This is a genomic window from Ruegeria sp. AP11 (assembly GCF_056535865.1).
Window position 1 is genome coordinate 1,118,136 of record NZ_JBQFJB010000001.1, and the last position, 20,756, is coordinate 1,138,891.

The following is a 20,756-nucleotide window of genomic DNA, read 5'->3' on the forward strand; positions in this document are numbered from 1 at the left end:
AGTTTGGCCGCTCTGCGCGACAGCATGAAGTGACTAACAAGCATAAGATGGGGGTTTCATCCCATCACCCACACAACGACCCTACCCGAGCACTCGCACGATCTGTTCCCGCATACCAAACCACTTCCAAAGTCCAACCTCGCAAATGATGGGTGCTCTCACCAATCCTACGACTTTCCGCGCTTCTCTTCATTCAAAACCCTCTCCGCCTCGGGGAGCAGTTCTTCGACCCGCTGATTGCTCGCAAAATAGGTTTGCATAATGGCATCGCGTTCGGCCTGCTTGATCGGCGCTGTCCGGTCCATGAACTTCAGACTTTCCGGATCCTTGGACAATTTCAGCAGCTTCGCCCTCAACGGCATGCCCATGAATTTCGGCAGGGCGTTGGCCAGCCTGATCAGGCGCAAAGCGCCCCAATGCGCGGATTTGTTCCGGTGGACATTCAGTTTTTTGACCCCGTCAGGCAGGTCCAGCGACAGGCGTTCGAAGAACTTCGCGATCAGGTTTTTCTTTGTCGCATCAAAAGAAATCGGGATAATCGCGTCGCTGCCAACGATCTCTCGCAGCCGGGAGATTCTCAGCTCGTGATCAAGAAGCCGGGGCTGATTCAGGGACTGGATCGTGCTGGGCCAGCTGCTTTGGCCCGTTCTGATCCGTTCGGCATATCGGGAAACAATCAGATCGTCCTGGCGTCGCAGATACAGAACCCATTCGCGTTGGGCCTGGCTAAAAACGTTGCGAACGGTCTGGACGACGTCCGCAGAATTGCCTTCTCGGGCCAGAACCTCGCTCGATAAAACTACGATATCGGGCTGCGCTTGCTGGATTTCCGACGCAAGTGCCTGCCAATAATCTGCCCCACCCTGCACCGGATCATCGACTAGTTCCTTGATCAATGGGTGATGGTTGATCCTGAGCTCCTTGCTGTCAGACCGTCCGGCGATAGGGTACAATACGCCTTGCGTTTTCAACCGGTCCATATGTTTGGAAAGAAATTTCTGGATCGAGCTGCTGCCAGTCTTGTGTGGCCCGATATGGACGATCAATCGCCCGGTAAAATCTATTCGTGCATTCAAGGAACCGGCCTTTGGATGAGACTGTCAATGGTAGCCGAAAATAGTTGAGCTATACGTCATTTGAAAGCCGAATATTTGGTTAGTATTTTGATAGTTTTCCGCATTGACCGGATCGGACCGAGCCTTTCTCGTCCTGACCCAAAGTTTCGCGTTGCAGGCCACTCTGGGCGGACAGGCAAGTCGATATAGGCACCGCACCCGTAGGGCAACCTATGACCCGATACAATCGCACTACCCTACCAAAAACCTGCAAATCAATAACCAAACCCATCGGCGGAAACTTGTACAAGTCGGACGATCCACCCTTTAACCCTTGTACAAACCAGACAATCCACCCTTGCCACATTCCCGCCCCGATGCCATATGCAAAGGGCATACGTTTTTCTATTTCGACCTACTGTCTCCTTCTACGGCGCTCAGTCACTCGATCCAGACCGACGACGCCAGGCTGCCGCAACTCCGTGGGCAGCACCAAACAGGAGATAACGGATATGCCCGCAGGCACCGTAAAATGGTTCAACACCACCAAAGGCTTCGGCTTCATCGCACCGGAAGAAGGCGGCAAAGACGTGTTCGTGCACATCTCGGCCGTGGAACGCTCGGGCCTGACCGGTCTGGCCGACAACCAGAAAGTCACCTACGAGCTGCGCGCCGGCCGTGACGGTCGCGAAAGCGCAGACAATATCGAGCTGGCATAAGCTCGGGAATGGGGTGAGGCGCAATCCTCGCCCCTATTCGTATTGCGTGATGTCAGGGCCACAGAACACATCACATTTTGGTAATACCTGCCCTAGAATTGACCAGATTTGCTATCATCCTGACAGTGACGTCACGATTGAATTGGTCAATTGAAGAGGCCCACCATGTTCACACGCCGCGTGTTTCTTGCCGGAACGGCTGCAAGCCTGATGCCGGGTATCGCCAGCGCCAAGAAGGCGGTGGAGTATGATCCCACGCCGCAATTCGTGCGGGTCAAGAAACAATTTCTGCCCGGTCAACTGCTGGTCGTGCCGCGATCTTTCTATCTGTATTACGTGACCGAGCCGCGCAAAGCGGTCCGCTATGGCTGCGGCGTCGGCAAGGCGGGGTTGGAGTTCACCGGCACCGCAACCATCGACGTCAAGAAAGAATGGCCCCCATGGCGACCGACCGATGAGATGATCGAGCGTGATCCGGTGGCCTATGCACGTTTCAAGGACAACGAATATGTGCAACCGGGCGGAGGGGATAATCCGTTGGGCGCGCGCGCGCTGTACCTGTTCCAGAACGGGGTCGATACGTATTTCCGCATTCACGGGACGACGCAGCCGCAGACCATTGGGCGTGCGGTATCGAACGGGTGCATTCGGATGCTGAATGAGCATGTGATCGACCTTTACAACCGGGTGCCGATCGGAACCGTGGTAACAGTGGTCTAGGGACCCGACCAATCTACATCGTCCGCCTGCTCGATGCGCAGCCGCCCTTCGGGCCATGGGCGCACAAGGTTTTTGGCCTGTTCTTCCGTTCCGGTCAGCCACATCTGAACCGCATCCCGGTCAAGCAACACCCCCATCCGATGATGGATCGGCTCCACGTCCGCATTTGGCGCACAGGTCACCGCGGCCACCTGATCGACGCGCAACCCTCCGGGTGCCTGCCAGGCGTCGGTGATTGCGGCAAACAGCAAAGGTGATCCATCCTGCGCCGAGATACGCCAGGCTGTTTTGCGCCGCTTCTCTCCGGTCCACTCGTACCAGCCGTCAACCGGAATCACCGCACGTCCGACGCCTTCGAAGGCGCTTTTGTCGAAAACCGTCTCGGATCGGGCGTTGATGATGGTCTCCATCACCGGACGCCCGCGCGCATTTACACGACCAACGGGGATCATCCCCCAGCGCATGAGAGCCAGCCCGTCGCGGGTCAGAACCACCACTTCCTGCCCCGGCTGGATGTTATGGCGTGGCGATTGCTGCGGAAGGCTACCCTGAACCCCCAAATCGTCGGCGATCTGAGATACCGGTCGTGTCAGAAAGAACCGTCCGGGCATCGGACCCCTCCTATTTCGCGGCCTCCTCGGCCAGGATCAACACCTCGGGCCCCAACGCTTCAACGATCTTAGACACGCCCTGCGCGTTGGGATGAATCCCATCCGGTTGCATATACTGCCGCGCCACCGCCGGATCGCCCGAGGCCCTCAGGCCTTCAAAGAAGCTCTCGGCATAAAGCGCGTCGAATTGCCGGGCCAGTTCAGGGTACATGCCGTCGAAACGCTGCTTGTAATCGGCCCCGTAATTGCCCGGGGCCTGCATACCGATCAGTAGCACCTCGACCTCAGAAGCATCGGCCGCGCTGAGGATCGCCTGAAGGTTGGCACGCGAGACATCTGGGTCGATGCCACGCAAAAGGTCATTGCCGCCAAGCGCCACGATCATTCCATCCACGTCGGGCGTCAGGGTCCAGTCGACCCGCGCCGCCCCTCCGGCGGTGGTGTCACCGGACACGCCTGCGTTGATCAACCGAACCTCTGCGCCCTGATCCTGCAGCCAGCGCTGCAATTGCGGGACAAAGCCATCCTGCTCCGGCAAGCCATAGCCTTGCGTCAGAGAATCCCCCAGTGCGGCGATCACGATCGGCTCGGCCGTCGCTGCAAAACCGCAACAGATCAACGCGACGGGGATCAAAGCCTTGCGCAGCTTCCGTTTCACGCCATATCCCAATGGACCACACTCCCCTAACTGGGCTGATTGATGACGATACCTGTTCTCTCCCTCCAAGATGCCGCTTTATCGCTGGATGGCAATGCCGGTCGGGTGGATATCCTGCATGATATCTCTTTGACCGTGGACAAGGGCGAAACGCTGGGGCTGGTCGGCCCGTCCGGGTCGGGCAAATCATCATTGCTGATGTTGATGGGCGGCCTGGAACAGGCCACCGCGGGTCGCGTCAGCGCGTTGGGTCACGATCTGGGTGCGATGACCGAAGACGCTCTGGCCCGCTTCCGGCGCGATGCGATGGGAATCGTGTTTCAGAACTTTCACCTGATCCCGACGATGACGGCGCTGGAAAATGTAGCCACCCCGCTGGAACTGGCGGGCCACAAGGACGCGTTTTCGCGCGCTCAGGCCGAACTGGACGCCGTGGGCCTGTCCCATCGCCGGGACCACTACCCGGCGCAATTGTCGGGGGGCGAGCAGCAACGCGTCGCTCTGGCCCGTGCGGCGGCCCCGCGCCCGCAGATCCTGTTGGCGGACGAACCCACTGGCAATCTGGACGAAACCAACGGGGCCGCGATCATCGACCTGTTGTTCGGGTTGCGCGACCGTCACGGCGCAACTCTGATCCTGGTCACGCACAGCCACAGATTGGCGCAGAAATGCGACCGCGTCATACGTTTGCGGGATGGCCGGGTGGCCGAAGATACAAGGCGCGAGGCCGCCGAATGAGCCTGCGCATGGCCGGGCGGCTGGCACGGCGCGAGCTGCGCGGCGGGTTGCGCGGGTTTCGGGTGTTTCTTGCCTGTCTCGCCCTTGGGGTCGCGGCGATTGCCGCAGTGGGTTCGGTACGGCAGGCGATTCAGACCGGTCTGACGCAGGAAGGGGCCGCGCTGCTGGGCGGCGATGCGCAGCTGGAGTTCACCTATCGCTTTGCCGATGATCAGGAACGCGCGTGGATGGAAAACACCGCTCAGGCGGTCTCGGAGGTCGTCGATTTCCGGTCTATGGCCGTCGCGGGTGACGGCGAAGAAGTCCAGCGTGGCCTGACGCAGGTAAAGTCGGTGGATGATGCCTATCCACTGTTGGGCACAGTCCGATTGCTGCCAGAGATGCTCTTGTCCGACGCGTTCCAAGGGTCCGACGGTTTGCCAGGCGCAGTGATGGATCCGTCTCTTATCGACCGGATGGGCCTTTCCATAGGCGACCGGTTCGCCCTCGGAACACAGTCCTTTGTCCTGATGGCATCGCTGGAACACGAGCCGGACGGCGCTGCAGACGGGTTTGCCCTGGGGCCGCGCACGTTGGTCCGTACGCAGGATTTGCAGACCTCGGGCCTACTGGCACCGGGCACGTTGTTCTCGACCAAATACCGGCTTGACCTGCCGCCGGATGCAGCGCTTCAGGCGCTGGCGACCAGGGCAGAGCAAGCATTCGACGGCACCGGAATGCGCTGGACCGACGCGCGCAACGGCGCACCGGGTATATCCGAGTTCGTGGGCCGCCTGAGTGCCTTTCTGATCCTCGTCGGCCTCTCAGGCCTCGCGGTCGGCGGCATCGGCGTATCCGCCGCCGTGCGCGCTTATCTGGCCCAGAAAACGGAAACCATCGCCACGCTGCGCACACTCGGGGCGGATCGGGCAACGATCTTCCAGACCTATATGATCCAGATCGGAGTTCTCTCGGGCGTTGGTATCATCCTTGGCCTCGTCCTGGGCGGCGCAATCCCGCTGTTGATCGCCCCCATCATCGAAACCCGCCTGCCTGTTCCCGCCGTCTTCTCGCTTTACGCTCACCCACTGACCGAGGCCGCGCTCTATGGGGTGTTAACCGCTTTCCTTTTCACGCTCTGGCCGCTGGCCAGAACCGAAGAGGTGCGCGCCGCGACCCTGTTCCGCGACGCCTTGTCAACGGCGCGCAGCCTGCCGCGCCTGATCTATGTCGTGGCAACAGCCATCGGTCTGGCTTTGTTGATCGGCGCGGCTGCGTGGTTCAGCGGATCAACCTGGCTGACGCTTTGGACCAGCGGTGGTCTGGCCGGTGCGCTTGCTTTGCTGGCGCTTTCGGCCTTCCTGATCCGCAAACTGGCCCGGATCGGAACACCATGGGCCCGAGGCCGCCCGGCCTTGCGGTGGGCCCTGTCCGCCATTTCCGACCCGCGTGAAGGCGCATCCTCCGTGGTCCTGTCTCTGGGGCTTGGCCTGTCGGTTCTGGCAGCGGTGGGCCAGATCGATGGAACGCTGCGCAACGCCATCTCGGGCAACCTGCCGGATGTGGCGCCATCCTATTTCTTCGTCGACATCCAGAAAGACCAGATGCCGGGCTTTACCGAGCGGCTGGAAACCGACTCTGCCGTCAGCCGCATCGAAAGCGCGCCAATGTTGCGCGGGATCATCACCCGGATCAATGGCCAGCCCGCCCGCGAGGTGGCGGGGGATCATTGGGTTCTGGAAGGCGACCGGGGCGTCACCTATTCGGACCAGCCACCACAAAACGCCCGCATCACGGATGGCAGCTGGTGGCCTGAGGGCTACTCGGGCCCGCCGCAAGTCAGCTTCGCCGCCGAAGAGGCCGCTGAGATGGGCCTGAAACTGGGCGATGAGTTGACGGTGAACATCCTCGGCCGCGATATCACCGCCGAACTGACATCCCTGCGCGAGGTTGACTTCTCGACCGCAGGCATGGGGTTCGTCATGTCCATGAACCCGCAGGCGCTTGCAGGCGCCCCCCACAGCTTCATTGCGACAGTCTATGCCGAGGAACAGGCCGAGGCCGCCATCCTGCGGGATCTGGCGGGGCAGTTCCCGAATATCACTGCGGTCCGGGTGCGGGACGCCATCGACCGTGTCTCCGGCTTGCTTGCAGGGCTTGCCGCAGCCACATCTTATGGCGCAGGCGTCTCGTTGCTGACCGGGTTTCTGGTTCTGATCGGTGCCGCAGCGGCGGGTGAACCCGCACGGCGCTACGAGGCGGCGATCCTGAAAACGCTCGGGGCTGATCGCGGTCGCATCCTGCGCAGCTTTGCCCTGCGCGCGATCCTGTTGGGCGCGGCGGCGGGCTGTGTCGCGCTGCTGACGGGAATCCTGGGCGGTTGGGCGGTTGCCACCTATATCTTCGATACCGGGTTCACGATCATCTGGCCCTCGGCCCTCGGCATTGTGCTGGCGGGCATCGGTGTGACGCTGGGCGCGGGCGTGGCCTTCGCCCTGCGCCCGCTCTCGGTTCGGCCAGCGCGCATCCTGCGCGCCAGCGATTGATTTCAGCGCATGCAGGCAACGGGTTGCAAAATCTTCAGCAGCTGATCGTTGTCGCAAACCAATGCGTCCAGCGTGATTTCATCCAGCGAGGCATAAAACACCTCGGCCGCGTCCTGAAGCGCCAGCCGCAGCCGGCAGGCATCGGTCAGGGGGCAGGTGTTGTCGGCATCCGCAAAACACTCGGCGATCGGCAGACCGCCTTCCACGTGGCGAAAGACCGACCCGATGCGAATCTGGTCCGCAGGCCGGGCCAGCGCCATGCCACCGTTGCGGCCACGCTGTGTGCTCAGATACTCCAGCTGACTAAGCTGATTGATCACTTGCGCCAGATGGTTTTCCGAGATGTTGCAGACTTCGGCGATCTCGGATTTGGTTACCAGCCGATCCTGATGGGCTGCGCAATACATCAACAGGCGCACGGCGATATTTGTCCGTTTGGTAATCCGCATAGCGGCCTCCCTCATAACAAGATGAAGCCTTATTGCATGTCTCGTAAAAAGACTGTTTGACATACATCAATTGTTACCGAAGGACGTGGCCCGCATGGCAGACCCCTATTTCTTTGGCTATGGCAGCCTCGTGAACCTCGCGACGCATGACTTCCCCGATCCGCGACCGGCCCGGCTGAAAGGCTGGCGGCGCGCCTGGAGGCATACCGACCTGCGCCCCGTTGCCTTTTTAACGGCAATCCCCGATCCGGAATCAGAGATCGACGGCATGATTGCCCATGTGCCCGGAAACGACTGGGCGGCGTTGGACGAGCGTGAATGGGCCTATGACCGCATCGCCGCCACTCACGCCGTCACGCACCCGCTTACGCATGCGGTCGATATCGCAGTCTATGCGGTTCCGCAGGGCAGGCACACCGAGCCATCAGATCAACATCCCTTGCTGCTCAGCTATATCGATGTCGTAGTGCAGGGTTACCTGCGTGCGTTCGGCCCCGAAGGCGCAGCTCGGTTCTTTGCAACAACCGATGGCTGGGAGGCGCCAATCCTGAACGACCGCGCTGAACCCCGCTATCCGCGCCACCAGCAGCTGAACCCGGACGAGATCCGATTTGTCGACGACCACCTGACCCGTTTGGGCAGCAGGATCGCCCACCCCGCATAAAGAAAAGAGGCAGGCACACCGGCCCGCCCCTTCTTTTGTTCAACAATATTTTCGCCGTTAGCAAGCGCCGTAAGGCGGGATTCCGCTACCCGCGCGCCCGGATCACCTGCAGCAAAGGCAGCAGCGCTGCCATCTCCGGCCCACGCTCCATACCCGTCAACGCCTTGCGCAACGGCATGAACAGCCCCTTGCCCTTGCGGCCTGTGGCCTCTTTCACCGCCTTGGTCCAGCTGCCCCATGTCTCGCCGTCGAACGAGCCTTCGGGCAGCAGCGCCATGGCCTCGGCAATAAATGCGCGATCCTCGTCATCGATCAGAGGTTCAGCCCCGTCCCGGCACAGTTCCCACCAGCCTTTGAGATCACCCAGAGTGGTGATGTTCTCGCGCGCCATGGCCCAGAACGGCTCGGCCAGCTCTGCGGGAACGCCCGCATCCGCGACTGCCCCGGCCACGTCAGCCAGCGGCAGCGATTGCAGATGTTTCGAGGTCAGCGGGAACAGGTCCTGTACATCGAACTTGGTCGGTGCCGCTCCGAAACGGCTGACATCGAAGCCGTCGATCAATTCGGCCATGTCCGAACGCAATTCCACCGGATCAGAAGAACCCAGACGCGCCATCAGACTGAGCAAAGCCATCGGCTGAACGCCCTGCTCACGCAGATCGCGCAGCGCCAGCGTGCCCAGACGTTTGGACAGCGCCTCGCCCTGCGGACCGGTCAGCAGCGAGTGATGGGCAAAGCGCGGGCAATTACCACCCAACGCCTGAATGATCTGAATCTGCGTCGCAGTATTGGTCACGTGATCCGAGCCGCGCACGACGTCCGTGACGCCCATCTCGGTATCATCCACCACCGACGCGATGGTATAAAGCACCTGACCGTCCCCCCGGATCAGCACCGGATCAGAGACCGAAGCCGCATCGATCGAAATATCGCCCAGAATACCGTCGGTCCACTCGATCCGCTCATGATCCAGCTTGAACCGCCAGACGCCATTGCCACGCTCGGCGCGCAGCGCCTCTTTCTCGGCATCGCTGAGGTTCAGCGCGGCCCGGTCGTAAACCGGCGGCTTGCCCATGTTCAGTTGCTTCTTGCGCTTGAGGTCCAGCTCGGTGGGCGTTTCAAACGCCTCATAGAACCGGCCCATTTCGCGCAATTTGTCAGCAGCCTCGGCATAGCGATCCAGACGCTCCGACTGACGCTCGACCCGGTCCCAGTGCAGGCCCAGCCAGTCCAGATCCCGCTTGATCGCATCGACATATTCTTCCTTCGACCGCTCGGGGTCGGTGTCGTCGATGCGCAGGATGAACGTGCCGCCCGCCTTTCGGGCGATCAGATAGTTCATCAGGGCTGTGCGCAGGTTGCCCACATGGATGTATCCGGTGGGTGACGGGGCGAAACGGGTGGTGGTCATGGGTGTCTCCTGTTGGCGCGGCTCTTGTCACAGGATTGGCGAATTGTCCAGCGAATGACGGAACAAGTGGTGGTTCCAAGTAGATACACGCTCGCGACATAAACAAAAATTCACACGTAATGTTCAAGCACGCAGATATTGTGACAAGGGTATAAACTGGCAGCAGACTCAGACTGACCTAGTTGAAAACATTATGCGCTGATAGGGAGACCAGAAATGACCATCAAGATGACCCGCCGCGCGGCCCTTGGCACGGCTGCAGCTTTGCCATTTGCGACAGCGGCCGCGCCTGTTCTTGCCGCAGGTGCCGAGGCCAAAGCCAATTCGACCATCGCCAAATCCTTTGCTCTGGGCGATTTCACCGTCACCACTCTGCTGGACGGCAGTCTGCCGCGAGACGGTGCCAAAGAGATTTTCGGAGGCGGCGCATCGGACGAGGAGTTCGCGAAAGTTTCGGCCGAGAATTTCATTCCTGCAGATAAGGCGCATTTCTTCTTCACCCCGACACTGGTGAATACCGGGTCCGAGCTTGTTCTGTTCGACACCGGACTTGGTCAGGGCGGCATTCAGGCCGCACTTGCGGATGTAGGCGTAACGCCGGATCAGATTGACGTTGTGGTCATCACTCACATGCATCCAGACCACATTGGCGGCATGACCACCAATGATGCCGCGACCTTTGCCAACGCCCGCTATGTGACCGCAGCGCCGGAATATGATTTCTGGGCCGCACAGGACGCGGGCAACCGGGTCGGTGATCTGGTTGCGGCCAAGGTCACGCCGCTGGCCGAGAAGATGAGCTTTATCGGGGATGGGGGCGAAGTTGCCTCGGGCATCACGGGCATGGCCGCGTTCGGGCACACGCCGGGCCACATGGTCTATCATCTAGAAAGCAACGGCCAACGTCTGGTTCTGACGGCGGATCTGGCCAATCACTATGTCTGGTCCTTCGCGCATCCCGAATGGGAGGTGCGCTTTGACATGGACAAAGCCGCCGCCACGCAGTCACGCCGCGATGTGCTGGGAATGCTGGCCGCGGACAAGGTGCCGATGATCGGCTATCACATGCCCTTCCCAGCAGCCGGTTTCGTCGAAACCCGCGGCGACGGGTTCCGCTTTGTGCCGGTCAGCTATCAGTTGATGGGCTGAGGCGTTAGTATCCCGGGTTCGGCCGCACTTTTGACCCATCCGTAAACCGGGAAAGGCGAAAGGCGGTCGGATCGACGCAAGGATCAGTCTGCATTACAAGATCGGCCGCAAGCCGTCCGGCACCGGGACCGATACCAAACCCGTGGCCTGAGAATCCGGTTGCTATGAACAGACCCGGTGTGCTCTCGACGCCCGAGATCACCGGAATTGCATCCGGCGTCACGTCGATCATTCCGGCCCAACTTTGCACGATCTCAGCCTCGTCCAGCGCCGGGAAGGCTTTGCGTGCGGTTGCCCAGACCTTCCGCAACACTTTCTGCGACGGTTCGGGGTCCAGAACCCGGCAATGCTCGAACGGGGTGACGTCGGTGGGCAGCCAGCTGCGGTCCTGTCGCGCCTCGGTCATCCAACGGCGCGACAGGCGAAAGCGTAGCGAGCGCCAGTCCTGACCGAGCGCGGGCAGAAATTGCCACGCCAAACGAAAGCTGTCGGGCACGATATCAACCGTGTTCTCATGCCCCGACGCGATGGTGTGCCCGCCATCTGCCCGCTTGCGCATAGCGAAATCATCGCTCCACAGCGCAACCTCGGGGGCGGGCTCCGCCGGAGACGACCGCATCACCGTGTTCAATACCTTGAGCTGCGGCAGCGCGATCCCGGTGTTCCCGGCAAACAAGCGGGACCAGACACCACCAGCCAGCACCACATGGCTGCAGGCCACACGGCCCCTCTCGGTGAAAACCCCCGCGATGCGCCCTGCCTGTAAGTCGACGCTGCGCACCGCGCAATTTGTCATGAGGGCGGCGCCCTGATCCCGTGCAGCTTCGGCGATGGCGGGTGCCGCCCATTGCGGTTCAGCACGCCCGTCCTGCGGCATATACAGCGCGGAACGCTGCCCCGTACCGTTGCCTGGCAGCAGATCGTTCAATTCTGCGCCCGAGATCATGCGTGCGCCGGTCTGCAGCCCCGCAACGTTTCCAAGCCATTTTGTCAGATTGCCTTCGCTACGGCGACCCGAAGCCCCAAACAGAATGCCGGATTGGACATAGCCCGTCTTACGTCCGATCCGCGCGTCCAGTTCCTGCCAGAGGCGAAGCGACTGTATCATCAGGGGAATTTCACGCGGGTCACGCATACCAAGGCGCACCCAACCCCAATTGCGCGAGCTCTGTTCGCCCGCGATCCGGCCTTTTTCGCACAACAGGACGGACACGCCCCGTTCGGCCAGTTCCAGCGCGGTCGACGCACCGATAATGCCGCCACCGATAACGACGACATCCACGTTTTTTGGAAGAGTAAGATCAGGTTCGACAGGGGTCGGGCTCGGGCCAGGCATCAACCGCTCGGAATTGGTTTATCGAAGCCTCATCCAGCCTGATTGGACCTGCGGTGACAATGCGGAACAGATATCCATCCGAGGGTTTACTGCAACTGTGGCCATTCGGCCAACGCGCGACCTCTACAGGCGCGCCGATTGGTCGGCGACCTAAGCCGCGCCGGACAGCTGTGCCCACTTCTGGCGCAACACGGCACCAATTCCCGGCTCAGGTTGCACAGCAAGCGCCTCTTGTGGCCGCAGCACTGGAAATTCAGTGCGCACGGGCTGTGCCTCGGCCATGGGCGCGGGCTTCTCCTGATTCAGGATATCCGCAATTGAGATATCCAGCGCTTCTTCATTCAACTCTCGCGGCGCCGACTCCATGGTCTGCAGTTGCGTCCGAGTATGAAGCGGCTTGTCGTACCCATATGTCATTTTGACCACCAATACCTATACTGGCATCCAACACACGGATGCCTTCCCCCAGTTGAACGCATTTGGCTGATAACCCCGATAATTCAGGTCAAAGCACAAGATTGCGTCACGTTTGCCCGATATGAGGCAAACCCCGGTCTTAAATGTGTCCAAAAAAGGGCCAAAAAGCAAGGATCACGCCCGCCAATCCCGCCAAACGGCCGGCATTGACGAACAATCCACAACCACAATTCGAATTGCGCAATATCTGTAAACGATAGGGTGCCTAAGGCCTCTGGCCCCGGTCGCGCCAGCGATTCACGATGGGGTAACGCCGGTCCAGCCAGAAAGCGCGTGGCGTCAGCCGGGTGCCCGGTGCAGATTGGAAGCGCTTGTATTCGCTGATGTAGATCAGATGCTCCACCCGCCGCGCCTCGGCCTCATCGAAGCCGGCAGCCACACAATCGGCGACCGAGCCATCCTGATCCACCAGTATATCCAGAATCGCATCCAGCACCGGATAGTCGGGCAGGCTGTCGCTGTCCTTCTGATCTTCGCGCAATTCGGCACTGGGCGGCTTGTCGATGACCGAAGGGCGAATGACCTCGCCTTGCGGACCCATCATCCAATCGCGGTGATTTGCATTGCGCCAGCGGCAGGTTTCGAAAACGCGGGTTTTGTACAGGTCCTTGATCGGGTTATAGCCGCCATTCATGTCGCCATAGATCGTGGCATAACCCACCGCGACCTCGGACTTGTTTCCGGTGGTCAGCAGCATCTCGCCAAACTTGTTCGAGACCGCCATCAGCAACAGCCCGCGCAATCGAGACTGAATATTCTCTTCGGTCAGGTCTTCATCGCGCCCTTCGAACAGCGGGGCCAAAGTTTCGGTTACCGCGGCCCGCCCCTGCGAAATCGGCACAAAGTCGTAATGCACGCCCAACGCCTGCGCGACCGCCTTGGCATCGTCCAATGAGCTTTGGCTGGTATATTCCGACGGCAACATAACACCGCGCACATTATCGGCCCCGATCGCATCCACCGCGATGGTCGCAACAAGCGCCGAGTCAACACCGCCCGACAGACCCAGCACCGCCTTCCTGAACCCGGTCTTGGCCATATAATCGCGCAGCGATTGCACCATGGCGCGATAGTCCTGCTCCCATGCGTCCGGTTGCGGCACGATCTCGCCCGCAGCGATCTGCCAGCCGTCGTCGCCCCGCATTAGGTCGATATGCTGCACCACCTCGTCGAAGACCGGCATCCGGAACGCCAGCTCTCCGCCCGGATTCAGGCCGAACGTTGCGCCGTCGAAGATCTGATCATCCTGACCACCGACCATATTCAGATAGATCAGCGGCAATCCGGTCTCGACCACGCGCGAGACCATGTGGTTCAGCCGGATATCGTACTTGTCGCGGAAATAGGGCGAGCCATTGGGGATCAGCAGAAACTCGGCCCCGGTTTCTTCAAGCGTTTCGGCCACGTCCTCGTGCCAGCCATCCTCGCAGATCGGGCTGCCGATGCGGATATTGCCGACCGCATAGGGCCCGCCCAAAGGACCTGCATCGTACAGGCGGACCTCGTCAAAGACCGTCTCATTCGGCAGGTGATGTTTCAGAACCTTGCTGACAATCCGACCGCCCTTGAGGATCAGGTAAGCGTTATAGAGCTTGCCATCTTCAACCCAGGGACCGCCAATAGCCAGCGCAGGACCATTGGCGCATTGTTCGGCCAGCGCCTCGACCGCCGCCATCGCTGCCCGGTGAAACACCGGCTTCATCACCAGATCCTGAGTGTTGTACCCGGTAATGAACATCTCGGGCAGCGCCACCAGATCGGCCTGCGCATCGCGCCCTTCGGCCCATGCGGCGGCGGCCTTGGCCGCATTGCCGTCGATATCCCCAACGGTCGGGTTCAGCTGCGCCAGAGTGATACGGAAACGATCGGCCATCTTGCCCTCTTGCCTGCGTCAGTCTTTCAGGGATTTAGCAGATCACAGCGCAAGTAAAAGGCAAATGCGGCAAAAGCCGTTGCTCTGTCCCCGGCGGTATCCTAGTTTTGCCGCGGAACAACAACCAAGATACCCCGCAGGCAGGTACGATCATGAACGCATTCCGCATTTCCATTGCCGCAGCAACCTTGTCCCTGATGGCGCAGGCCGCGCTGGCGCAGCAAAGCGGTCAGGTCGTCGTCGCGGATGACGATGTGGGCGGCGTATATGAGGGAACGTTCGAGAACGGCTTGCGGCACGGAACCGGCACCTACCGGCTGCCCAACGGGTTCGAGTATTCCGGCGAATGGGTCGAAGGCGAGATCCAGGGTCAGGGCATCGCCCGCTATATCAACGGCGCGGTGTATGAGGGCGGTTTCGTCAAAGGTCGGCCGGAAGGCCGGGGCAAGATCACCTATGCCGACGGACGCAGCTATGAAGGTGACTGGTCCGAGGGTGCAATTAACGGCGCAGGTATCGCCGAATACACCAACGGCATGCGCTATGACGGCGGCTTCGAGAATGCCAAGCGCCACGGCAAGGGCGTGCTAACCGGTCCAGACGGCTATGTCTATGACGGCGACTGGATCGAGGGCCGGAAAGAGGGCGCGGCCAAAATCACTTATGCCGATGGCAGTACCTATGAAGGTGGCATCAAGAACGGACAGCGTCATGGAACCGGGACCCAGAACATGGCCGATGGGTTCTCGTATTCCGGTGGCTGGGTCGAGGATACGATGACCGGTTCCGGTCGTCTGGTTTATGCCAACGGGGATGTCTACGAAGGCACGCTGGCCAACGGGCGGCGACAGGGTGAAGGCAAGGTCACCCATGCCAACGGCGCGGTTTACGAGGGCAATTTCGCCGATGACATGCGCAATGGGCAGGGAACCTTCACCAGCACCGACGGCTTTCGCTATACCGGCGAATGGCAAAACGGCCAGATTCAGGGTCTGGGTGAAGTGACCTATGCGGATGGTTCGGTCTATGTCGGGGATTTTCAGGATGATCTGCCGCACGGAAAAGGCCGCACGACCTATCCGAACGGCACCGTCTATGACGGCGACTGGGTGGCGGGCATTTTCGAAGGATCAGGCACCGCGACCTATCCCAACGGCACCATGTACAAAGGCCAGTTCAGAAACGCCCGCAGCCACGGCAAAGGCGTGCTGACCTTCGCCAACGGCTATCAATACGACGGCGATTGGGTCGATGGTGTCCGGCATGGCACGGGCAAAGCCACCTTCCCGGATGGCATCACGTATGAGGGCGAATTCGAAAATGGAAAACGTCAGGGTCAGGGCACGCTGACCCGTCCCGGTGGGTTCAGCTATACTGGTGCTTGGTTGGATGGGAAGATCAATGGTTTCGGCACCGCTACCTATGAGACCGGCGATGTCTATGAGGGCAACTTCCTCGACAACAAGCGTCATGGCGACGGCACGATGCGCTATGCCGGTGGAGAGGTTGAAACGGGTGTCTGGGACAATGACGCGTTGGCAAGCGAAGCCGAGACACCGTCTGAACCAGATGCGCCTGCGACAGAACCCGAGGCAGCGGAACCCGCGTCAGACCCGGCCGAAACGGGCACGAACGACGGCTGATTGCAGCTACCAGGGCACCGGGTTCCCGGCCCAATCATAGAACCCGCCGGTCTCGGCCGGTGTCAGCGCGTCAATCACGGCCAGCAGGTTGCGAGCGGCGTCCTCTGGGGTGACGGCGGGATGTCGGCCCAGATATTTCTCGGTAAAGGCGGTTTTGACCGTCCCGGGATGCAAGGCGACGCACAGGGCATGTTTATGGGTCCGCGCCAGTTCAATCGCCGCCGTATGAACGATTTGATTCACCGCGGCCTTGGCGGCGCGATAGCTGACCCAGCCGCCCAGCCGATTGTCTCCGATGGAGCCCACGCGCGCGGACAACACCGCGATGGCCGCCGGGCGATCTCGCGGCAGCAGCCTGTGCGCGTGACGCAAAACCAATGCCGGGCCAACCGCATTCAGGGCGAACTGATCCATCATCGCCTGTGCCGAGACCGACCGCATGGATTTCTCGGGGACCGCGCCATCGATCTTTAACGCGCCCGAGGCAATCAGGATCAGATCGAACGGGCCGGAAAGCCCGCACAACATATGCTCCACTACATCGGGCCGGGTCAGGTCAAACCCATCCACGGAGCGGGATATACAGGTGACCTGCACATCCCGGCCTTGCAGGCGTTCATTCAAAGCACGGCCAATCCCACCCGAAGCGCCAATGATCAAAGCGTTTTCCATGCCGCAAGAGCTAGGCGGAAACTGCACCCCATCAACCGCGCGCTCAAAATTCGCCGCAACTGAAATTCCTTCTTTTCATTCGCCACCTGCGCTGTATAAGCTCGACCCCATGATCAACCGCGCAGATATCCCTTTTGCCGACACCGCCCTGCGCGGTGCATCGCTGCGTGGCCTACTGATCCTAATCCGCCTCTGAGCGTGCCATCCGGCGCGCCCGCTCAGAGGAGGACGCCCGCGCGCCATAGGCTTTAGGACAGAAGAAGAAAGAGTACCCCATGACCAACGTGACCGACCAAGACCGCGTCTTGATCTTCGATACCACTTTGCGCGACGGCGAGCAGAGCCCCGGCGCCACCATGACCCATGACGAAAAGCTGGAAATTGCCGAGCTGCTGGACGAAATGGGCGTCGACATTATCGAAGCCGGATTTCCGATTGCCTCCGAGGGGGATTTCAAGGCGGTGTCCGAGATCGCCGAGCGTTCGAAGAACAGCCGCATCTGCGGTCTGGCCCGTGCCAATTTCGCCGATATCGACCGCTGCTGGGAGGCGGTGAAACACGCCGGCAAGAACCGCATTCACACCTTCATCGGCACCTCGCCGCTGCACCGGGCCATTCCGAACCTGACCATGGACGAGATGGCCGACAAGATCCACGAAACGGTCAGCCACGCGCGCAATCTGTGCGAAAACGTGCAGTGGTCGCCGATGGATGCCACACGGACCGAGTGGGATTACCTGTGCCGCGTGATCGAGATTGCAATCAAGGCGGGCGCAACCACGATCAACATCCCCGACACCGTGGGCTATACCGCCCCAGTCGAAAGCGCCGATCTGATCAAGCGCCTGATCGAAACTGTGCCGGGCGCGGATGAGGTGGTGTTTGCCACCCATTGCCACAACGATCTCGGTATGGCGACCGCGAACTCTCTGGCGGCTGTAGCCGGGGGTGCGCGGCAGATCGAATGCACCATCAACGGGCTGGGTGAGCGCGCAGGCAACACCGCACTGGAAGAGGTAGTGATGGCGCTGCGCACGCGCAACGACATCATGCCATGGCACACGGGCATCGACACCACCAAGATCATGCACATCTCGCGCCGGGTGGCGACTGTGGCGGGTTTCCCGGTTCAGTTCAACAAGGCCATCGTCGGCAAGAACGCATTCGCCCATGAAAGCGGCATCCATCAGGACGGGATGCTGAAGAACCGCGAGAATTTCGAGATCATGCGCCCCGAGGATATTGGCCTGTCAGGGACCTCTCTGCCACTGGGCAAGCACTCGGGGCGTGCCGCGTTGCGCGACAAGCTGGAAACGCTGGGCTATGAGGTGGGCGACAACCAGCTCAAGGACATCTTCGTGCGGTTCAAGGATCTGGCCGACCGCAAGAAAGAGGTCTTCGACGATGATCTGATCGCGTTGATGACGCTGGACGATGATGAAACCAACGACCACCTGCAACTGGTCTCGATGAAGGTCACCTGCGGCACTGGAGGTCAGGCGGAATCAACGGTCGAGCTGGAAGTTGACGGCAAAGACGTGATCGCGACCGAACATGGGGACGGCCCCGTGGACGCGACCTTCAGGGCGATCCGCGTACTTTATCCAAACGAAGCGCATCTGCAGCTGTATCAGGTTCACGCGGTGACCGAAGGAACTGACGCGCAGGCCACGGTTTCCGTTCGTCTGGAAGAGGATGGCATGATCGCCACCGGGCAATCTGCAAACACCGATACGGTTGTTGCCTCGGCCAAAGCCTATATCCACGCCCTGAACCGTCTGATCATGCGTCGCGAAAAGGCCGGTCCGGGCGCAGACACGCGTGAGATCAGCTACAAGGACCTGACCTGATTTAGGGGCAAGGCGAAAGGCTCCCGCACCCGCGGGTGTCCGGCTCCGCCGAACCCCCTTGCGGCTTTGGGCCCGGCAGCGCGCCTGCGGCGCGCTGCCGGGCCAACACGTTTGACGGCATCTCTGATGCTGGCAAACGTGGCGGGAGGTTTACCGGCTTCTAGTGAAGCGCTTTTTCAGAGCTGTGCGAACAGCTTTGACAGGCGGCCCGTTTCCTCTTCGATCCCAAAGGGTGCATTCAGTATGAACATGCCCGATCCGACCATCCTGTGCCCTTCGCGCGCCGGGGGGAAAGTCACTTCGTGACAGATCGTCTTTGGATAGGCCACGGATTTCAGCGCCGAGACCATGGAACGATGGCGGCCATCGGTCAGTATCGGATACCACAGAGCGATCACCCCGACATTCCACTTGCGATGCAGCTTGGCGATCAGGCCCGGCAGACGATCATAATCCGCTTTCACTTCATAGCTGGGGTCGATCAGCATCATTCCGCGTCGCGGTGTCGGCGGCAGCAGGGAGTGCGCCAGCTCGAACCCATCCTGCTGATAAACCTTTGCCCCATAGGGCGACAATGCCAGTGAAAGCGCCGTGCATTCCTGCGGATGCAATTCCGCGAAATGCAGACCGTCCTGTTCCCGCAGCAGATTGGCCGCGATCAACGGCGAACCGGGATAAGCCGCCGCGCCGTGGCGGGTCTGTACCGTCTCCAGCACCCGCGCCATTGGATGATCGGCGTCGAACCACCCCTCATGCTGAGCCCGCGCGATCCCGGCTGCGGCTTCACTGGTCCGGACAGCCTCGGCTGCGTCAAGATGATACAGGCCGCGCCCGGAATGCGTCTCGATATAGCTGATCGGCTTGTCCTTACGGGTCAGATACTGCAGCACCCATGCCAATAATGCGTGCTTTTGCACATCAGCCAGATTTCCAGCGTGGTAAATGTGTTGATATGAGAGCATTTTGCCTTCTAAAGTCCCTAGCAATAAGGCGGAAAGGTGCTGATTGTCGCGGAATCAGCCCTTTAACCGGGCGAGTTGGCACCCTATAAGGCATCCGTCCCGGAACCGTCGAGTCGCGGGCAGTGGAAATTCTGACAAACGGGATCAGTAAAATATGGGCATCTTTGGCAATCTGGGCGGCCTGTTCTCAGCGGACATGGCAATTGACCTCGGGACAGCGAACACGCTGGTTTATGTCAAAGGACGCGGTGTGATCCTGTCGGAACCCTCGGTTGTGGCCTATCACGTCAAGGATGGCGTCAAAAAGGTTCTGGCCGTCGGCGAAGACGCCAAGCTGATGCTGGGCCGCACGCCCGGTTCCATCGAAGCGATCCGGCCGATGCGCGAGGGTGTGATTGCCGATTTCGACACCGCCGAAGAGATGATCAAGCATTTCATCCGCAAGGTGCACAAACGCTCGACCTTCTCGAAGCCCAAGATCATCGTCTGCGTCCCGCATGGTGCGACACCGGTTGAAAAGCGCGCAATCCGTCAGTCGGTTCTGTCCGCAGGCGCGCGGCGCGCGGGCCTGATTGCTGAACCGATTGCAGCCGCGATTGGCGCAGGCATGCCCATCACCGACCCGACCGGCAACATGGTCGTCGATATCGGCGGCGGCACCACCGAGGTTGCGGTTCTGTCGCTGGGCGATATCGTCTATGCCCGCTCGGTCCGCGTCGGTGGCGACCGTATGGACGAGGCGATCATCTCGTATCTGCGTCGTCAGCAGAACCTGCTGGTGGGTGAATCGACCGCCGAGCGCATCAAGACCACTATCGGCACCGCCCGGATGCCCGACGATGGCCGTGGCCAGTCGATGCACATCCGGGGTCGCGACCTGCTGAACGGTGTGCCGAAGGAAATCGAGATCAGTCAGGCACAAGTAGCCGAGGCCCTGTCCGAACCCGTCCAGCAGATTTGCGAGGCGGTGATGACCGCGCTGGAAACCACGCCGCCCGATCTGGCCGCAGATATCGTGGATCGCGGCGTGATGCTGACCGGCGGCGGCGCGCTGCTGGGCGATCTGGATCTGGCGCTGCGCGAGCAGACCGGACTGGCCGTGTCGATTGCCGATGAAAGCCTGAATTGTGTGGCTTTGGGCACCGGCAAGGCGCTGGAATACGAAAAACAACTGCGCCACGCGATTGACTACGACAGCTAAGGCGCGCACCCTGAACGGGTGAGAACTCGGGCACGAGCAGCAC

At 60.7% G+C, this 20,756-nt stretch carries 20 protein-coding genes; 10 read left to right on the forward strand and 10 right to left on the reverse strand.

From position 1 onward, the window contains the following. Positions 1-167: 167 nt before the first annotated feature. A complete protein-coding gene (locus ACR3E4_RS05825; protein WP_480536507.1) occupies positions 168-1,076 on the reverse strand; it encodes a hypothetical protein in 909 nt (302 codons plus the stop codon). A gap of 491 nt (positions 1,077-1,567) precedes the next feature. Here ACR3E4_RS05825 and ACR3E4_RS05830 point away from each other — a divergent pair, with 491 nt between their 5' ends. Then, positions 1,568-1,774 carry a cold-shock protein gene (locus ACR3E4_RS05830; protein ID WP_008757902.1) on the forward strand — a complete coding sequence of 69 codons (207 nt, stop codon included), beginning with the start codon at positions 1,568-1,570 and terminating at the stop codon, positions 1,772-1,774. Between the two features lie 165 nt (positions 1,775-1,939). After that, positions 1,940-2,494: a L,D-transpeptidase gene (locus ACR3E4_RS05835; protein ID WP_480536506.1), complete on the forward strand. Its 555-nt coding sequence runs from the start codon at positions 1,940-1,942 to the stop codon at positions 2,492-2,494. Here ACR3E4_RS05835 and ACR3E4_RS05840 read toward each other — a convergent pair. Together ACR3E4_RS05840 and ACR3E4_RS05845 are read right to left on the reverse strand one after the other, a co-directional pair. Further along, complete coding sequence (locus ACR3E4_RS05840; protein ID WP_480536504.1) at positions 2,491-3,105, reverse strand: SOS response-associated peptidase; 615 nt, start codon at positions 3,103-3,105, stop codon at positions 2,491-2,493. The genes ACR3E4_RS05835 and ACR3E4_RS05840 overlap by 4 nt on opposite strands. 10 nt (positions 3,106-3,115) lie before the next feature. Next, positions 3,116-3,763, reverse strand: a complete 648-nt coding sequence (locus tag ACR3E4_RS05845) for an arylesterase (RefSeq protein WP_480536502.1) — start codon at positions 3,761-3,763, stop codon at positions 3,116-3,118. Between the two features lie 42 nt (positions 3,764-3,805). Here ACR3E4_RS05845 and ACR3E4_RS05850 point away from each other — a divergent pair, with 42 nt between their 5' ends. Together ACR3E4_RS05850 and ACR3E4_RS05855 are read left to right on the forward strand one after the other, a co-directional pair. Next, a complete protein-coding gene (locus tag ACR3E4_RS05850; RefSeq protein ID WP_480536501.1) occupies positions 3,806-4,501 on the forward strand; it encodes an ABC transporter ATP-binding protein in 696 nt (231 codons plus the stop codon). Next, positions 4,498-7,026 carry an ABC transporter permease gene (locus ACR3E4_RS05855; protein WP_480536499.1) on the forward strand — a complete coding sequence of 843 codons (2,529 nt, stop codon included), beginning with the start codon at positions 4,498-4,500 and terminating at the stop codon, positions 7,024-7,026. The genes ACR3E4_RS05850 and ACR3E4_RS05855 overlap by 4 nt, the downstream gene beginning before the upstream one ends. A 2-nt stretch (positions 7,027-7,028) precedes the next feature. On the opposite strand, the gene ACR3E4_RS05860 is transcribed toward ACR3E4_RS05855, so the two are convergent. Continuing rightward, positions 7,029-7,475: an RrF2 family transcriptional regulator gene (locus tag ACR3E4_RS05860; RefSeq protein ID WP_480536498.1), complete on the reverse strand. Its 447-nt coding sequence runs from the start codon at positions 7,473-7,475 to the stop codon at positions 7,029-7,031. 94 nt (positions 7,476-7,569) lie between these two features. On the opposite strand from ACR3E4_RS05860, the gene ACR3E4_RS05865 reads away from it, so the two are divergent. Then, on the forward strand, positions 7,570-8,139 hold the full coding sequence (locus ACR3E4_RS05865; RefSeq protein ID WP_480536496.1) for a gamma-glutamylcyclotransferase family protein: 570 nt from the start codon (positions 7,570-7,572) through the stop codon (positions 8,137-8,139). Positions 8,140-8,224: 85 nt separating this feature from the next. On the opposite strand, the gene gltX is transcribed toward ACR3E4_RS05865, so the two are convergent. Then, positions 8,225-9,550 carry a glutamate--tRNA ligase gene (gltX, locus tag ACR3E4_RS05870; RefSeq protein WP_480536495.1) on the reverse strand — a complete coding sequence of 442 codons (1,326 nt, stop codon included), beginning with the start codon at positions 9,548-9,550 and terminating at the stop codon, positions 8,225-8,227. A 216-nt stretch (positions 9,551-9,766) separates the two neighbouring features. Here gltX and ACR3E4_RS05875 point away from each other — a divergent pair, with 216 nt between their 5' ends. After that, positions 9,767-10,699 carry an MBL fold metallo-hydrolase gene (locus ACR3E4_RS05875; RefSeq protein ID WP_480536494.1) on the forward strand — a complete coding sequence of 311 codons (933 nt, stop codon included), beginning with the start codon at positions 9,767-9,769 and terminating at the stop codon, positions 10,697-10,699. A gap of 4 nt (positions 10,700-10,703) precedes the next feature. Here the strand turns inward: ACR3E4_RS05875 and ACR3E4_RS05880 are convergent, their stop codons facing one another. The 3 genes from ACR3E4_RS05880 to ACR3E4_RS05890 all read right to left on the reverse strand — a co-directional run bounded on the left by ACR3E4_RS05880 (position 10,704) and on the right by ACR3E4_RS05890 (position 14,385). Then, positions 10,704-12,035: an NAD(P)/FAD-dependent oxidoreductase gene (locus tag ACR3E4_RS05880; protein WP_480536492.1), complete on the reverse strand. Its 1,332-nt coding sequence runs from the start codon at positions 12,033-12,035 to the stop codon at positions 10,704-10,706. 150 nt (positions 12,036-12,185) lie between these two features. Further along, a complete protein-coding gene (locus tag ACR3E4_RS05885; protein ID WP_480536491.1) occupies positions 12,186-12,452 on the reverse strand; it encodes a hypothetical protein in 267 nt (88 codons plus the stop codon). Between the two features lie 265 nt (positions 12,453-12,717). Further along, positions 12,718-14,385: an NAD+ synthase gene (locus ACR3E4_RS05890; RefSeq protein ID WP_480536489.1), complete on the reverse strand. Its 1,668-nt coding sequence runs from the start codon at positions 14,383-14,385 to the stop codon at positions 12,718-12,720. 152 nt (positions 14,386-14,537) lie between these two features. Here ACR3E4_RS05890 and ACR3E4_RS05895 point away from each other — a divergent pair, with 152 nt between their 5' ends. After that, on the forward strand, positions 14,538-16,028 hold the full coding sequence (locus ACR3E4_RS05895) for an MORN repeat-containing protein (RefSeq protein ID WP_480536488.1): 1,491 nt from the start codon (positions 14,538-14,540) through the stop codon (positions 16,026-16,028). A 6-nt stretch (positions 16,029-16,034) separates the two neighbouring features. Here the strand turns inward: ACR3E4_RS05895 and ACR3E4_RS05900 are convergent, their stop codons facing one another. After that, entirely contained in the window at positions 16,035-16,700 is a 666-nt protein-coding gene (locus tag ACR3E4_RS05900; protein WP_480536487.1) for an SDR family NAD(P)-dependent oxidoreductase, read from the reverse strand. Here ACR3E4_RS05900 and ACR3E4_RS05905 point away from each other — a divergent pair. Both ACR3E4_RS05905 and ACR3E4_RS05910 read left to right on the forward strand, forming a co-directional pair. Next, positions 16,681-16,896 carry a hypothetical protein gene (locus ACR3E4_RS05905; protein WP_480536485.1) on the forward strand — a complete coding sequence of 72 codons (216 nt, stop codon included), beginning with the start codon at positions 16,681-16,683 and terminating at the stop codon, positions 16,894-16,896. The two genes, ACR3E4_RS05900 and ACR3E4_RS05905, sit on opposite strands and share 20 nt — an antisense overlap. Positions 16,897-16,975: 79 nt before the next feature. Next, positions 16,976-18,550, forward strand: a complete 1,575-nt coding sequence (locus tag ACR3E4_RS05910; RefSeq protein ID WP_480536484.1) for a 2-isopropylmalate synthase — start codon at positions 16,976-16,978, stop codon at positions 18,548-18,550. Positions 18,551-18,726: 176 nt separating this feature from the next. On the opposite strand, the gene ACR3E4_RS05915 is transcribed toward ACR3E4_RS05910, so the two are convergent. Continuing rightward, positions 18,727-19,512 carry a 23S rRNA (adenine(2030)-N(6))-methyltransferase RlmJ gene (locus ACR3E4_RS05915; RefSeq protein ID WP_480533148.1) on the reverse strand — a complete coding sequence of 262 codons (786 nt, stop codon included), beginning with the start codon at positions 19,510-19,512 and terminating at the stop codon, positions 18,727-18,729. Positions 19,513-19,666: 154 nt separating this feature from the next. Here ACR3E4_RS05915 and ACR3E4_RS05920 point away from each other — a divergent pair, with 154 nt between their 5' ends. Then, the gene (locus ACR3E4_RS05920) at positions 19,667-20,713 is read left to right on the forward strand and encodes a rod shape-determining protein (RefSeq protein WP_480471919.1); all 1,047 of its coding nucleotides are present in this window, start codon (positions 19,667-19,669) and stop codon (positions 20,711-20,713) included. Positions 20,714-20,756: the final 43 nt, after the last annotated feature.